This window comes from Psychrobacillus sp. NPDC096623 (assembly GCF_044762655.1).
Classification (GTDB): domain Bacteria; phylum Bacillota; class Bacilli; order Bacillales_A; family Planococcaceae; genus Psychrobacillus.
Map to the genome: position 1 here is coordinate 424,318 of NZ_JBIWER010000002.1, position 15,011 is coordinate 439,328.

Below are 15,011 nucleotides of genomic sequence, written 5' to 3' on the forward strand. Positions count from 1 at the left end.
GCCCAAAGAATTATTATTCTTTACCTGGAGAGTTTAAGTGTAGTGGAGGAGGAACAAGCCAACCTTTATCTTTGTTAAGTCTCAGAAGCTTGGCACCTATTTGCACTTTCTTCAATTGGAATTGACCAAACATTAAAGCGATATCTTCTCTAATGCACATTGCCATAGCTTGACTGCTAGCAACTAAACCAGCTGATGAATTCATAGAAAGTGCAGCGCTAATTTCGGGATCATTAAATCTAGCGCCAACTGGAATATCCTCTAATCTAGCTTTTGGACGTTCAGGAGGTGACGGAGGAAGTCCTATACCATTAATTTTTAGTATTACTTCCAGTTGTTTGTTCTCATCTTTCATACACTCAATTGATTCATCGATGATTTTTGCTAAATCTTCGTCGCCAGTGTGATTAATAAATGTTTGGTATGCAGCTATTAGCCCGTTGTTTGTTGCTACATTCGTCCATATAGAAAATACTTCACCATAATGTAATGGTTCATCTTTTGGGTTTCCACCTAATATTCCCATAATTGCACTCCCTATCTGATAATAATTTTTCAAGCAAAACTATTATGTGTAAAAATTAGGAAAAGTATTCATTTAGGAGGTTGGAACCATTCTTAAGTGTTTTCACTATCGAACTCCTGAGACATAAGTAATAATGCGTCCGTTAATAGTTTAAGATTGGAGAGAATTAGTTCTTTAATTTGTAATTCAGGACATTTGTAATAATCATCAACGAGTCTGTTAAGCTCTTTATATAATAGTGATATAGGCACTTTTACACCAGCCTCTAGTAGTTCATATTTCTTACTAATCATTATGAAACATTTTATTATTAAATGAAAGTAAAATACCAAAATAACAAGTATTGTTAAAATTTAGAATAATTAGGTTTAATTAATATGCATATGCCGAGGATTGGGCGTTCTTATAAAAAAAGACCCTATTCAAGGTCTAATAGTTTTTATTTCATTATTCACATGTTCCCGAAGGAGTAGTAATTCAATAACATCCTGACCGGAATATGAATATGGAGAATGGTCAGGAACAAGTTCATTGAATTGTCTAACGATATCATTAAGAGTTTCAAAATAAAAATCATTTAAGGTTAATTCCAATTTAGTCAAAGTGTTCACCCTCCTCTTTTTTAGAAGTTTGACCTTTTCGGGCGGAATTTATTCAAATCGCAAAATGGGGGCCAGAGCCTAGATTCGCATATGAAAATGGTTGTTATTGTATAAAAACTTGTTCGTCACCTTTCAATTTATTAATTTCTCCGCCATTATACTCCAGCCACTTTTCCTTTTCTCGCTCCACTGCTCTATTTTGCAATTCAAACCAAACGTATGAACATTCACTACAATGACTCTCTACACCACTATTATTGTGCAGATCTCTACTTATAAATAAAGTCCTTTTACGACAGCAGTAGCAATAAATTATTTTATCATCACTTTTTTTTATTATTAACATGATCATATTACCTCCAATTTACAATATTTATTGTCTAAAATTTGGTTATTTATTCTAAAACCAATAATTTCATTGAATAAATTTGCTTTCTTAAAGGTAAAAATTGATTTTTAGTAAATGGTATTATGAAGATTACCTACATCGAATGAAATAAGTTTCAACCAAACTGGATATTTTGTTAATACATAAAAAGTTTGTGAAAGAATGCATGTGATAATATTTTATGAATTGGAAAAGATACTCTTATGAAAGGAGGAATTGCGAATGTCGATGAAAAAGTGGTTAACTGGATTGGTCGTTTTGCTTGCGATGATTGTGGTTGTGATAACTCCAGGATCACTCAGTGTATTTGCTGAGTCAGGCGTCGTCACACAGCCAATTGAGTCAGAGAAAGCTATTGAAGTCGAGTTGAACAATAATTACTTTAATCCGAAAGTCATTACTATTCCTAATGGAAGAACGACAACGTTGATATTGAAAAACAAAGGTACGAAAAAGCACACCTTCACAGTGGAAGAGCTCGGAATTGACGCCGAAATCCAACCGGGAACAGAAAAAACCATTACCGTGAATCCAATAAAAAGCCGTACATATAACCTGATATGTAGGTACCATTTCCAAGAAGGAATGGTTGGAAAAGTAATAGTCGAATAACAAGCAGGGCCAATTGGTCCTTGCTTTTTTAATAGGCAACGATAACTTAGTTGTTATTACCCAGACATCATAACAGCTAAGTTTCCTCAGCGACCAAATGTTACTTTAAAATGGGAAATGCTCACTTTTTGAGGTAGGCGAGAAAAGATTTGTTCCATATTCACTAGTATTAATAGAACTAAAAAATTGAAGAAAACAGGTATTTGGAATCAATATCGGAGAAAACATAATAGTTCTATGTTTTTGAGGAACAATAAATTGAAAAGTAATAAAAAGGATATATAAAGCGAGGAGTTCTATGAAAAAGGTTGCAATGTTTTTCCTATGTCTACTTATATTAACTCTCCCATCACAAGTTTTTGCTCAACGTAAAGTACCTATTTTAATATATCATTCGATTGATGAATTTAAAGGGCATGGTTCAAAGGAGTTATATGTAACACCGAAGAATTTCGAGAAACAAATGATATATCTAAGAGAGCATGGCTACACATTATTAACTTTTGATCGATGGCAAGACATTAATAAAGTAAACAAACCCATTTTCATTACCTTAGATGATGGGTACAAAAACAATCTTAATGCATTTGGTATCTTTCAAAAACTGAAAAACGAACGTTTTAAACCAACTGGTACCATTTTTGTTATTTCTGACTTTATCGGTCGCTCCAACCGATTAACGGAATCGGATTTAAAAATGATGTCTGATTCGGGAATCATCTCAATTCAGTCTCATACTGCTACACATCCTGATTTGACGAAAATAAAAAATTATGAATATGAACTGAAAGAGTCCAAAGATAAAATTCAGAAAATAACGGGCAAACCAGTTAATGCTCTTGCGTATCCATACGGAAAATTCAATAATAAGGTCGTAGCAGAAACGAAGAAATACTATTTGTTTGGAATTACGACAACTCCTGAACTATTTTCTGAGAAGGGCATAAAAGACGAATTCTATCTTTTACCACGGATCTATATCAAGTATGAAACTACTATTGATGACTTTGCAAAAATTGTTGAAGGGGAATGAAGGCGATTACTATACCAGGTAATCGTTTTTTCTTTTGGAACCAAACCCATTTGTTGCCGCGTTTGTTTTTCGAGCATTTCCTGTCAACTAGATTCAACTAAGAGAAGAAAACGGGTAAAATAGTAAGCCATAAAAGTTATTTCTTCAGGAAGGAATTTATTTTAGCTGCTGCCGAAGAACTTGGTATAAAGGCACAATTAGTAAAATCACCAGTAAATTGGAATTAATTGAAATGAGAAATGACCTCTTATAAATAACAAAAAAGACTAGAACAAGATCAGACTATCCCGACTGATTTGGATCTGGTTTGTAAAGTATGAATTGTTGTCCTACTTTGAAATTAGAATAGGTAAACTGCGAGCTAAAACCAAGAAGTTTTTGTACAAACAAAGCAATAGAACTGTACAGTAATATACTTATATATTTTTTATCTTTGTTGTTTCTTTTTTCTTTTATTATAAAAGGTACGAAATGGACCAACAACGATAAGACCAATTAAGAGAAAGAAAATAACTATTTCTGCTACTTCCATCACTAGAAAAGGTCTAATAGCATTATTGAAGGAGGTGTTTAGGTCAAAACCTAAAAGAATGTCTATGCATAGAGAAAAAACAGTTAAAAAGACGAACATCAGAATAGAAATACCGATTATTTTCATTTTTTATCACGCTCCACTAAACGATACTTCCTTTTTGGAAATAAATTTTTACTTTGCTTGCTTTTATTTTTTTTGTTCTTAATAAATGCAATCAGAAGTAACAGACTTGGAACAATTACTTGAAGTGGGAGATGCAAATAAAGGGTAATAACATGAAGCCCTTCTTTTACATGTTCAGAAAAATTACTGGCTATTGTTATGGAAAGAATCAGGATGGCTATTCCTAATGGGAAAGCTAATCGTGCGGAATCTTTGACTTTAAATAAATTGGCTGTTCCTACTACAGATGCATAGAAAAACACGCACATTTTAAAAAATACACTGATAACCGTTATTAGTATAAAATAAACATCTAACCGTTCTAAAAAACCGGCTACCTCTATTGTTTGTATAGTAGAAAGAAAGGGGAAGGGTGAACGGGTAACGTTATTTACACCTAGTACACTAACATTTATGGCCATTACTGAAGCTAATATGAGTCCGCTGAATCCTATTGCTAGTAAACCAATTCGTTTCACTTTTTCCGGTCGATTTAAATAGGGGAGGATCATAGCAAATGCAATCACCTCACCAAATGGAAAGTATAGGGTTTGAGTAAATGTCGTTTTTATAACAGGCTTGATACCTTCTTCAAGCACAGGTTCTAAGTTAGAAATTCGTATTATCCCGGAAACAACTATTAAAAAAAGAACGCTTATCCCAAGTAAAAAGATTAGAATAAATAGTAATTCACTTGTTCGCGCTAATACCTCAATACCCTTACGAATTGTATATATAACTATAAGAACCATCAATGTATTTAATATAAACAAAGGAGTTTCCCAATAAAAGTCTGTAATTAGCATTTCTCCGAAATCCCTCAACACTCTTGCAGAAAGATATATAAAATAGAGTACGTAAATGAAGGCAAATATTTTCCCAAAAAAACTTCCCATAATTTTTTGTATATATTCAGTTGGAGGTATATCTGGATAATATGAGTAGAGACCATAATAGACCAAATATAAGCAAAAACCACCAACCATACCAACCAATATAGCAAGCCATGCATCCTGTTTTGCTTCTATTGCAATAGGTACCAACAAGGCACTACCAAGTTCAAACAAGACAATTAGAATGAATAGCTGATAGGTGCTGATTTTTGCCTTTTCCAATGTTTTTCACTCCATTTCTTGACACTTATTGTTTCATATCAGAAAGATATGAATTGGTTCTATTACCAGAACGTCGTATAAATGCTTCCACCTTCACATTTACCTTTAAGTTTGGAAAATATGTATCATTCCAATCGTTCTTCATCTTTTTCCATTTTTCTGGGTCAGAACGATGAACCACTTCCCCAAATCCAAAAACATCTGATTTGTTTTGCTGCGTCCGTATAACAGTATTTTCCAATTGCTTCTTAATTTCTTTTTCTAATTCCTTTTCTATATCCAAAATCTCATACGGATCGGTTAAATCAATTTGTGACCTTACTTCGCGAATATCACCTTCCGCTCGTACTCTAACTGTAATGACAGGGAGGTTGTTTGATGTATCAGCTGAGACTTTTGTTTTTTGACGGAGCACGTTGTAAGTCAAGGTGTTTTTCTGTCCTTCCCGGTCTAATATCACATCTGTCTGTTGGATTTTATCCAATATCCATACTACTCCTCTAGACATATCACCTTGATACCAGTCAACCAACTTTCCTTCTTTAAAAATGGCCAGTCCGTCAGATTCAAGAGTGGTATCCAGTTCGGACTGTTGAATATTATCTATCTTTTTTCCTTGTTGGATATCTCCTTTTAAGCTAAATCCACTAATAACTGTTTCTTTCCCTGCAGAGGTGAGAGTAGTAATAACGTCCTGAAGGTTAACTTCCATACTTTCTCCTCTTGCTCTTTCGGTAGTCTGTAAAGTCCCGTTCACTTTCTCGGCTGGAATCCTATCAATCGCAGTCAAAGATTTAAGAAGATCACCTGCTTTTGTATGATGGGCTATTACCATCCTTGACGTCATTCGAATTTCTGGATCACGTTCAAAGGCATCTAAAATTTCTGTAATGCCTTCTTCTCTTGCTAACTCCTCACTAATAACAATTAAATTTGCATGTGCGTGATATAGCCTTCGTGAGATTTTAGATGTCGCATGAAAATGTGCTTCCAGAACACTGTCTCCCATAGCTGTGTAAACGGTAACTGTGGGGCTTTGGCCACTTCCTCCACCTTGAAGTCCTCCTGCTACGTTTCCAGGATTGATAAGTTGAATGGTCTTGACATACTTACCCTCTTCATTTTTGTCAATCGCCATTGCAGATATTATCGCCAGTTCATTTAACTCTTTTTGATTCCAACACCCTGAGATGAAAACTGTGCTTGTCATAATCAAGAAAAGAAGAATCCATTTATGATTCATGCCGTTCACCTTTCTCCATGTTAGTAGTATTTTTCATAATACGAGTACGAGGAGGCTGTGGTTTCTGATCTTCCCCTTGGCTAACCCTATTTGGGCCACTCATCAATTGTGGTCTTTTTTTGTAAGCCCAAATTGGTCTACGGAAAATGGTATCACCTGCTTCCTCACGGATAAATGGTGCAAGAGGGGACATATATGGAACACCGAACGAACGTAGGCTGCATAAGTGAACTATCAGCAGTATAAACATTAGAATAACTCCATAAAAACCGAATGTAGCTGCACTGACCATAAAAATAAATCTAACTAAACGGGCTGATATTGCAACTGCATAGGAAGGTGTCGCAAAACTGGCGATTGCGGTCAAAGAGACTACTATTACCATTGCAGGTGACACAATGCCAGCCTGAATTGCAGCCTGTCCAATGACAAGTGCTCCTACTATAGATATAGTGGAACCCATAGCTTTGGGCATGCGAATACCTGCCTCTCTTAAAATTTCAAAAGTTATTTCCATTATGAGTGCTTCAACAAATGCAGGAAACGGAACAGATTCCCTTTGTGCTGCAATAATTATAGCCAATTTTGTTGGAATCATCTCCTGATGAAAGGTGGTAGCTGCGATGTATATAGCAGGGCCGACAAGGGATATAAAGAAGATTACAGTACGTAAAAAGCGAATAGCTGTTGAGATATCAAAACGTTCATAATAATCTTCAACTGATTGAAAAAAATCTATAAATAGGGCAGGTACCAGCAATACAAAAGGGGTCCCATTTACAAAAATAGCAATCTTTCCTTCTAATAAATTACCCGCCACACTATCCGGCCTTTCTGTATGATGTATCGTAGGAAAAGTAGTATTTGTTTGATCTTCTATTAGCTGTTCAATATATCCGGATTCTAAGATGCCATCAATGTTTATTCTTTTTAAACGTTTACGTACTTCTTCTATTATTTCATTCTTTGCGATGCCATTTATATACATAATTGAAACTTCTGTTTTTGTCATTTTGCCAATATTGATGGACTCAACCCATAAATCTGTATTGTTGATTATTCGACGAACCATGGCTATATTTGTCTCTATTGACTCGTTAAACGCTTCTTTAGAGCCTCGAATAGAAACATTTGTAGTAGATTCTTGAACAGACCTTCTCTGTCCACCTTGTGTGCTCGCACAAATCCCTTTGCTTATTCCATCGATGAGTGTAATAGTTCCACCCGACATTAATGCAGTAAATAGTTTTTCCCAGTCACTAACTACTTTGATTCCGCCTACAGAAACAACATCTTCGGTGAGAACTTCTAATACGTCTTGTGGTACGAGCTTTTCACTTAAATTTTGGTTATTCATAATTGGTTCGATAACAAAATCGTTAACCGATTGATTGTCAACCATTCCTTTTACATATAAAATGGCTATTTTTAGCTTGGAATTATGCCCAATTTTTAATTGGCGGATTACGATATCTGAACTGTTTCCTGTTTTTTGTTTAATGACTTCAAGATTCTTGGACAAAGAGCTTTCAATGAGGTTCGGTGGTCTGTTGTGAGATTGATTTTGATTGTTAATCTCTTGGATCTTTCTATCATTTTTTGGATTCTTTCGTTTTAAAAATGAAAACATAGCTCAAATACCTTTCTTTTTCAACTCATTTTGTTCAAGATAGGAACATTTTAAACAAAATGGAAAAAGATTAGTCATGAAAAAAGTCAAATTGGAGATTTCTCATGAAGATTTTAAATTTTTTCCATTATACACACTATTTAAGAATCTCAATTATTCTGAATATAAACTTCATTTTTGGGGCAATCTTAAATGGATGAAAAGAATGGGAGGTGCCGAATGTTTGAAAAAAAATTAGCACTTCATGAAACTTTGGAATTTCATGAAGTAATAAATTTTAAGACAGTATGTTTACTTAAATCTAAAATGATGCAGGGTATCGTTTTTGACCAAGATCTAAAAGCGCTAATGGAGAAGGATGTAAAACAATCTATACCAGCTTTAACTGCAATGATAAAACTATATTCAAATTCTGAGTTAAAATAATCGGAGGTCGGTTCGTATGAATGATTATTTAGATCCTATAAATTCTGTTGGAATGCCTGAACTTACTGATTCAGGTATAGCCCTTGAATTTTTGCTATCCGCAAAAACTGGGGTTAGAAATCTTTCAATTGCATTGACAGAAGCAGCAACACCTACAATTAGAAAGTTATTACAGGAACAACTTGATGTAACCATTGCCTTATATTTCGAGATTGCAGATCTCATGATGAAAAAACAATGGTTAAACCCATTTGATTTGGAACTTCAAAAACAATTGGATATTAAATCCGCTCAAAATGCAGTAGATATAGCTAATCTAAATCTCTTTCCGGGCGTTACAAATCGGAAAGGAATGTTTCCAAGTCCACCGAAGAATTAATGAATAAAGAAGGAGATTTAAATAATGAAAGCTGTTACTTTTCAAGGTGTTAAAAATGTTCAGGTAAAAAATGTGAAAGACCCAAGCATCCAAAAAGCGGATGATATCATAGTTAAACTGACTACTACTGCCATTTGCGGATCAGACTTACACTTAATTCATGGGATGATACCAAACCTTGGAGTAGATTATGTCATTGGACATGAACCAATGGGAATTGTAGAAGAAGTCGGTAAGGATGTAACGAAAGTTAAAAAAGGGGATCGCGTTATAATCCCATTTAATGTAGCATGTGGTCAATGTTGGTACTGTAATCATGAATTAGAAAGTCAATGCGACAATTCGAATGAAAATGGAGAAATGGGCGCTTATTTCGGCTACTCAGACACGACGGGAGGGTTCCCAGGCGGTCAAGCGGAATTTATGCGAGTTCCATATGCTAATTTTACACCTTTTAAGATTCCAGAAAACAGTGAGGTAGCGGATGAAAGTTTAGTGTTACTTGCAGATGCTGCATCTACTGCATTTTGGAGTGTAGACAATTCGGGAGTGAAAGCAGGGGATACGGTCGTAATTTTAGGATGCGGTCCAGTTGGTCTGTTAGCACAAAAATTCGCGTGGTTAAAAGGTGCAAAAAGAGTTATTGCAGTTGATTACGTTAGTTATCGTTTAAAACATGCAAAACGTACGAATAACGTGGAGATTGTTAACTTTGAAGATCATGAAAACTGTGGTGAATATTTAAAAGAAATAACACAGGGGGGAGCAGATGTAGTCATTGACTGCGTAGGAATGAGTGGAAAAATGACTCCACTTGAATTTCTTGCATCTGGTCTGAAATTACAAGGAGGAGCAATGGGAGCTCTAGTAATAGCAAGTCAAGCAGTTCGTAAAGGTGGAACAATTCAAATTACAGGAGTTTACGGGGCACGTTATAATGCATTCCCATTAGGTGACATCTTTCAACGAAATGTGAATATTAGGACAGGTCAAGCTCCAGTTATTCACTACATGCCGCATTTATATAATTTAATTGCGGAAGGTAAGGTTGATCCAAGTGATATTGTTACTCATGTACTTCCTTTAGATCAGGCTAAGCATGGCTATGAAGTATTTGACACAAAAATGGAAGACTGTATAAAAGTTGTACTAAAACCGTAAACATAGCGGGTTAGTTTTCGAGCATCTCTTATGAGGTGCTTTTTTAGATTTTGGAGAGAATAATAATTGTATACCTTTATAGAAAAATGCACATGATGAAATATTATTTAATCAGTGCAATTGATTCATTTGTTAATTTGTTGTATATACATGGATTGTCCCATCCAATCACGATAGAAAAAATTATTAAGTAACATGCATAAAAAAATTTTTTCAACATATATAAGTGATATTCGTTCGAATTTGATGAGGAGGATATCATGCAACCTATATTACCTATGGAAAAATATTTTGGGCAGTTTGAACTGGTGCATGCTTTTTATGGGGCTATGCCTACAGGTGTCAGCGTTTCCGAAACCGGTCGTATTTTTGTTTGCTTTCCGAAATGGGGAGACGACGTTCAATTTACTGTAGCGGAAATTGTTGAGGGTGAATTGCAACCTTATCCCAGTTTAGAAACTAATTTGATTAATACTGGGGATATTATGATGTCTTTCGTCAGTGTCCAAAGTATCATTGCTGATGGAAGAGGAACACTTTGGGTACTAGATACAGGGGCACCAAATTTTTCTGAACCTATTCAAGGGGGAGCAAAATTAGTTGCTGTTGATTTAAGCACGAATACAATAAGGAAAGTATATACTTTCACAGAAGATGTTGTCTTGCCAACAACTTATTTGAATGACGTCCGTTTGGATTTTCGGGTTGGAAGAGCAGGCTATGCATATATAACGGATTCTTCTTCCAGAGGGCCAGGAGGTATTATCGTCGTAGATTTAGAAAATGGGAACGCGTTTAGACGGTTAAATGGGGCAATATCAACTTCACCTGATCCCTATTTTTTACCGAAAGTAGAAGGTGAAATTTTGATGAATCGAAACCCGGACGGCTCGACCTTCCCATTTAGATTGGCTTCCGATAGTTTAGCAATTTCTCCTGATGGAAAGGTTTTATTTTATGCTCCACTAACCAGCCGTCAGCTGTTCTCGATCTCAACAGAAGCCCTAAGAGACAGAAGGATACAGGACATTAATTTACCCCAATATGTACAGTATTGGGGGGAAAAAGGCGCGTCTGATGGAATGATCACCGGCGCAAAAGGAACCATTTATGCGGGAGACTATGAAAACAACAGTATCCGGAAGATATTGCCGAATGGCGTAATGGAAACCATCGCACATGACCCGAGAATTTTATGGCCGGATACTTTTTCGATTGGCCCCGATCAATACTTATATGTCATAGTTAATCAATTACATCGGCAGGCGAGATTTCATTATGGAAGAGACCTGCGGGAAAAACCATACAGTTTACTTCGTATGAAAATTGATGAATTCCCTGCTCCTACCTTTTCATAATAATCTTAAACGAAGGTAGCTATCCCTCATTAGGGAGCTGCCTTTTTTGTCAGTTAAAATAAGAAACAGGTACCTGTGCATGAAACAATTCAGATAGTAAACTACATGTGCATAAAAAACGTATTGAAGAATGGAAGGAATTAGATTGGACATTATTTTAGGATAACGATTTAGTTATAAGTACAATTACAGGAACCTTTCAAGATCCTCGTAATGTTGTTAGAGTCATGAAACGTATCGTAAAGAGCGCAAAAGTTAGATTTCATGATATTCGACACACGCATGCTTCCATACTTATTTCGGCAGGTGCAGATATTGTTACTCTTTCTCTAATCCAAAAATAACATTAGAGTTTTATGCGCATTTATTACCGGGTGCAAAAAATGAAATTGCCGACATTTGTCATGATGCCATCCAACCATTGACAATGAGGAGGATTCAGATTAATGGTGCGGACAAATTGCGGACAAAAATTAAAATTTGCAGGATATGCTTAGGAAAGCTAACAAGAGAAAAAGTCTGTAAACATTGATATATCAAAGTTTACAGACTTATAGTAATGATGGTCCCGACTGGTCTCGAACCAGCGACCCCCACCTTGTCGAGGTGGTGCTCTCCCAACTGAGCTACAAGACCGATTTAATAAAGAATGAACTCTTGTGCATCAATGTTCACAATTATAAATATACTATAAGATAGGGTGCTAGTATATACCTAAAAGTGCTACTTTCGTTATTTAATTAGATTTAATTAAAATAGAAATGTAAATAATAATAACCTTGATTGGCTAAAAGCCTTTCAAGGTTATTTTGTAGATATCTTTATAAGTATAAAGTAGGGACAGTGTAATACATTAATATTCTATTATCTATAAAAACCTATTCTAAAATTACTCTCTAATTTTTACTTCTCGCATGCAATGCCATCTTTATCCCGATCGCTTTTTATGTTGGCATTATAAATTTCCTTTGATACAAATGGAGTATATTTTGTTTTTCCACCTTTATTTTTAATATTTGCAGCTTTAGCTACTCCGCCTTTATATGTTTTATTTAACTCTGTGCAGTTTGCAAATTTCTTTGCTGCCGCATCTGTTGTTGTTGGAGAAATCGTAGTAACTCCCAAAAGTAAAGTTGCTGAAAGTAAAATAACTGAAATGCGTCTCATGGTAAATCCTCCTATAATTTTATCTGTAATAATTTTGCTAAATAATTTGATTTCCCGAGGTGGTTTTTTTATCAAAAGAGTAAGAAAACAAAATATAAAACGTTATCCATATTTTAACATAACTCAGATTAATCCGTATATAGCCATTGTTCTAATTCGAATATTTTTACTGTCATAAATTCCTCACATCTTTCTTAGTTCTGACACTTGTTTGTATTGCCTCCATTCTACTAAGATGGAGAGATAGGGGAGGTGCGACGATATGTTAATGGAAGCACAAGATTTTATTCGTATTTTTTATAAGGAAACTGGTAAAACGGAATTAGACATGAATACGCGTTTAAGAGAAATAGAAAGCCAGATTAATAAAGAAGGTAGCTATGATCATACTAGCGAGGAGTTAGAATTTGGTGCCAAGGTGGCATGGCGAAATAGCAATAAATGCATCGGGCGATTATTTTGGCAAAGCCTTACTGTTTTTGATAAACGAACTTTACATACCGAGGACGCTGTGTTTGAAGCACTACTGGAACATATGAAGTTTGCGACAAATGAAGGTCGAATCAGACCTACTATTACGATTTTTTCACAAAAGGACATACGCATTTGGAATCATCAGCTAATCCGATATGCGGGCTATGAAACAGAAGATTGGGTTATTGGAGATTCTGATTCAATTGATTTTACAAAAAAATGTGAGGAACTTGGGTGGAGAGGGAAGAGAACCAATTTTGATGTGCTGCCCCTCGTTATTCAGGTAAAGGATCATCCTCCGAAATTATACGATATTCCAGAGCAGTATATTTTAGAGGTACCAATTCGTCATCCTGAATATGAATGGTTTCAGGATTTACAGCTAAAATGGTATGCTGTTCCGATGATTTCTAATATGAAATTAGAGATTGGAGGCATTACTTACGCTGCTGCGCCTTTTAATGGATGGTATATGGGTACAGAAATTGGTGCACGCAATCTGGCGGATGAATACCGCTACAATATGCTTCCTTCTGTTGCAAGATATATGGGATTAAATACGAAATCTAATGCCTCTCTTTGGAAAGACCGAGCGCTATTAGAACTAAATGCAGCTGTATTGTATTCCTTTAAAAAAGATGGTGTAAGTATTGTAGATCATCATACAGCAGCGCAGCAATTTAAGAAATTTGAAGAAATTGAAAAGGATGCGGGTCGTGACGTCACTGGTAATTGGACGTGGCTTATCCCTCCGATGTCACCAGCGACCACGCATATCTTTCATAAGCCATATAATAATGAAAAAGTAACACCAAATTATTCCTATCAACCATCACCGTACTAAAAAAGAAGCATGATTTCATGCTTCTTTTTTACATATCCTAATTAGACTTCCTCGGAAACAAATCGATCTCTTCCCGCATGCATTCCAGCTAAGAATAGAAGAACAACTGTAACCATAAATAGAATCATTGGAGTATGCCAGCTGCCCGTTTCATCGTGGATAAATCCAAAGAAAACTGGACCAACTGCTGCGAGTAAATACCCAATTGACTGAGCGACCCCCGATAAATCAGCTGCTTCCATTGGAGTGCGAGAACGAAGGGAGAAAAACATCATTACAAGACCGAAAGAAGCCCCTCCACCTAAGCCAAGTGCAATCATCCAAAGTAATGTAAGTGAAATATCTCCATATAATAATCCGGTAAAACCTATTAGATAAAAAATCGTAAATAACAAAACAAGTATTCGTTGATCCTTAAATCTACCTGCAAGAATCGGGATTAGAAAAGTCATCGGAAGCTGTGCAAATTGCATATTAGATAACATCCATCCAGATTTTTCAGCTTCCATTCCTTGTGTTTGGAGTATTTCAGGAATCCATGCTGCTGTTGTATAAAAAATAAGTGATTGCAGACCCATGCATAAAGTGATAGACCAAGTTAAAGGCGATTTTAAAATAGACTTTGCTTTTATCGCATTAGTTTTAGGACCTGAGACAACTATTTGTTTTTTCTTAATCTGAGGTAACCAAATAATACACGCGATTACCGCAAGAATTGCCCAAAAACCGAGTGCACCTTGCCACCCATACTTAGTACCATTTGTTATTGGATAGCTGATGCCAGCACCAATACCAGCAGATAAGTTCATCGAAACGGTAAATAATCCAGTCATGAGACCAAGCTGTAAAGGAAATTTTAGCTTGATGAAACTTGGGAGTAATACATTACCAAAAGCAATAGCAACTCCTATTAAAGCAGTACCTAATAGCATGAAGAATGATGTTCCGAGCGAGCGAATAACAATTCCGATTGCCAACAATAGAATAGCCAGAAATAGGGTCATTTCCATCCCGAAGCGTCGCGCAATCTTTGGGACAAAAGGGGAGACGATTGCAAATGCTAAGAGTGGAATCGTTGTGATAAATCCGGCTAACACATTTGAAATTTCCAAGCCATCTCGTATATAGGAAATGATTGGCCCTACGGCAGTAAGCGGTGCTCGTAGAGTAGTGGATATGAAGATAATTCCAATAACTAGTAAAGCAATTTTACTTTTATTTGTTTCTTGGTTAGTTAACAAATGAGCCCTCTCCTTACGAGATTATGTAGTCCAACTTTAGAAAATGCTACACCCATTGTCCTCGAAGTTCAAGAGATAGTTGTAGAAAGATATTTCTCTAAATGAAAATAATGGA

17 protein-coding genes and 1 tRNA gene are annotated in these 15,011 nt (G+C 35.7%); 7 read left to right on the top strand and 11 right to left on the bottom strand.

The features are described 5' to 3' along the window. Nucleotides 1–13: 13 nt before the first annotated feature. From ACIQX2_RS06805 to ACIQX2_RS06820, 4 genes are all read right to left on the bottom strand, one after another. Complete coding sequence (locus tag ACIQX2_RS06805) at nt 14–526, bottom strand: DUF3231 family protein (protein WP_402847877.1); 513 nt, start codon at nt 524–526, stop codon at nt 14–16. 92 nt (nt 527–618) lie between these two features. Next, a complete protein-coding gene (locus ACIQX2_RS06810; protein ID WP_402847878.1) occupies nt 619–819 on the bottom strand; it encodes a hypothetical protein in 201 nt (66 codons plus the stop codon). Nucleotides 820–948: 129 nt separating this feature from the next. Continuing rightward, entirely contained in the window at nt 949–1,128 is a 180-nt protein-coding gene (locus tag ACIQX2_RS06815) for a hypothetical protein (protein WP_402847879.1), read from the bottom strand. 103 nt (nt 1,129–1,231) lie between these two features. After that, the gene (locus tag ACIQX2_RS06820) at nt 1,232–1,474 is read right to left on the bottom strand and encodes a hypothetical protein (RefSeq protein ID WP_402847880.1); all 243 of its coding nucleotides are present in this window, start codon (nt 1,472–1,474) and stop codon (nt 1,232–1,234) included. A gap of 264 nt (nt 1,475–1,738) precedes the next feature. Here ACIQX2_RS06820 and ACIQX2_RS06825 point away from each other — a divergent pair, with 264 nt between their 5' ends. Continuing rightward, on the top strand, nt 1,739–2,128 hold the full coding sequence (locus ACIQX2_RS06825; protein ID WP_402847881.1) for a cupredoxin domain-containing protein: 390 nt from the start codon (nt 1,739–1,741) through the stop codon (nt 2,126–2,128). Nucleotides 2,129–2,426: 298 nt separating this feature from the next. After that, on the top strand, nt 2,427–3,161 hold the full coding sequence (locus ACIQX2_RS06830; protein ID WP_402847882.1) for a polysaccharide deacetylase family protein: 735 nt from the start codon (nt 2,427–2,429) through the stop codon (nt 3,159–3,161). A 427-nt stretch (nt 3,162–3,588) separates the two neighbouring features. Here ACIQX2_RS06830 and ACIQX2_RS06835 read toward each other — a convergent pair whose 3' ends face one another. Genes ACIQX2_RS06835 through ACIQX2_RS06850 form a run of 4 tightly spaced genes read right to left on the bottom strand, consistent with a single transcriptional unit; the run spans nt 3,589 to nt 7,846 of the window. Next, on the bottom strand, nt 3,589–3,819 hold the full coding sequence (locus ACIQX2_RS06835) for a YczF family membrane protein (protein ID WP_402847883.1): 231 nt from the start codon (nt 3,817–3,819) through the stop codon (nt 3,589–3,591). Continuing rightward, the gene (locus ACIQX2_RS06840; RefSeq protein ID WP_402847884.1) at nt 3,816–4,973 is read right to left on the bottom strand and encodes a GerAB/ArcD/ProY family transporter; all 1,158 of its coding nucleotides are present in this window, start codon (nt 4,971–4,973) and stop codon (nt 3,816–3,818) included. The genes ACIQX2_RS06835 and ACIQX2_RS06840 overlap by 4 nt, the downstream gene beginning before the upstream one ends. 25 nt (nt 4,974–4,998) lie before the next feature. After that, a complete protein-coding gene (locus ACIQX2_RS06845; protein WP_402847885.1) occupies nt 4,999–6,216 on the bottom strand; it encodes a Ger(x)C family spore germination protein in 1,218 nt (405 codons plus the stop codon). Continuing rightward, nucleotides 6,206–7,846 carry a spore germination protein gene (locus ACIQX2_RS06850; RefSeq protein ID WP_402847886.1) on the bottom strand — a complete coding sequence of 547 codons (1,641 nt, stop codon included), beginning with the start codon at nt 7,844–7,846 and terminating at the stop codon, nt 6,206–6,208. The genes ACIQX2_RS06845 and ACIQX2_RS06850 overlap by 11 nt, the downstream gene beginning before the upstream one ends. 219 nt (nt 7,847–8,065) lie before the next feature. Between ACIQX2_RS06850 and ACIQX2_RS06855 the strand changes: the two genes are divergently transcribed. From ACIQX2_RS06855 to ACIQX2_RS06870, 4 genes are all read left to right on the top strand, one after another. Further along, complete coding sequence (locus ACIQX2_RS06855) at nt 8,066–8,272, top strand: spore coat protein (RefSeq protein WP_093061030.1); 207 nt, start codon at nt 8,066–8,068, stop codon at nt 8,270–8,272. 16 nt (nt 8,273–8,288) lie between these two features. After that, complete coding sequence (locus ACIQX2_RS06860; RefSeq protein ID WP_402847887.1) at nt 8,289–8,651, top strand: spore coat protein; 363 nt, start codon at nt 8,289–8,291, stop codon at nt 8,649–8,651. Nucleotides 8,652–8,675: 24 nt separating this feature from the next. After that, a complete protein-coding gene (locus ACIQX2_RS06865; RefSeq protein ID WP_402847888.1) occupies nt 8,676–9,812 on the top strand; it encodes a zinc-dependent alcohol dehydrogenase in 1,137 nt (378 codons plus the stop codon). Between the two features lie 260 nt (nt 9,813–10,072). Further along, nucleotides 10,073–11,170, top strand: a complete 1,098-nt coding sequence (locus ACIQX2_RS06870) for an L-dopachrome tautomerase-related protein (RefSeq protein ID WP_402847889.1) — start codon at nt 10,073–10,075, stop codon at nt 11,168–11,170. Between the two features lie 563 nt (nt 11,171–11,733). Here ACIQX2_RS06870 and ACIQX2_RS06875 read toward each other — a convergent pair. Together ACIQX2_RS06875 and ACIQX2_RS06880 are read right to left on the bottom strand one after the other, a co-directional pair. Beyond that, nucleotides 11,734–11,806 (bottom strand) — tRNA-Val (locus tag ACIQX2_RS06875). A 267-nt stretch (nt 11,807–12,073) separates the two neighbouring features. Then, nucleotides 12,074–12,337 (bottom strand): excalibur calcium-binding domain-containing protein, encoded by a 264-nt coding sequence (locus ACIQX2_RS06880; RefSeq protein WP_402847890.1) that lies wholly within the window; start codon nt 12,335–12,337, stop codon nt 12,074–12,076. Between the two features lie 262 nt (nt 12,338–12,599). On the opposite strand from ACIQX2_RS06880, the gene ACIQX2_RS06885 reads away from it, so the two are divergent. Further along, on the top strand, nt 12,600–13,655 hold the full coding sequence (locus ACIQX2_RS06885) for a nitric oxide synthase oxygenase (protein ID WP_402847891.1): 1,056 nt from the start codon (nt 12,600–12,602) through the stop codon (nt 13,653–13,655). A 41-nt stretch (nt 13,656–13,696) separates the two neighbouring features. On the opposite strand, the gene ACIQX2_RS06890 is transcribed toward ACIQX2_RS06885, so the two are convergent. Next, nucleotides 13,697–14,896, bottom strand: coding sequence for a CynX/NimT family MFS transporter (locus tag ACIQX2_RS06890; RefSeq protein WP_402847892.1), 1,200 nt, complete (start codon nt 14,894–14,896; stop codon nt 13,697–13,699). Nucleotides 14,897–15,011: the final 115 nt, after the last annotated feature.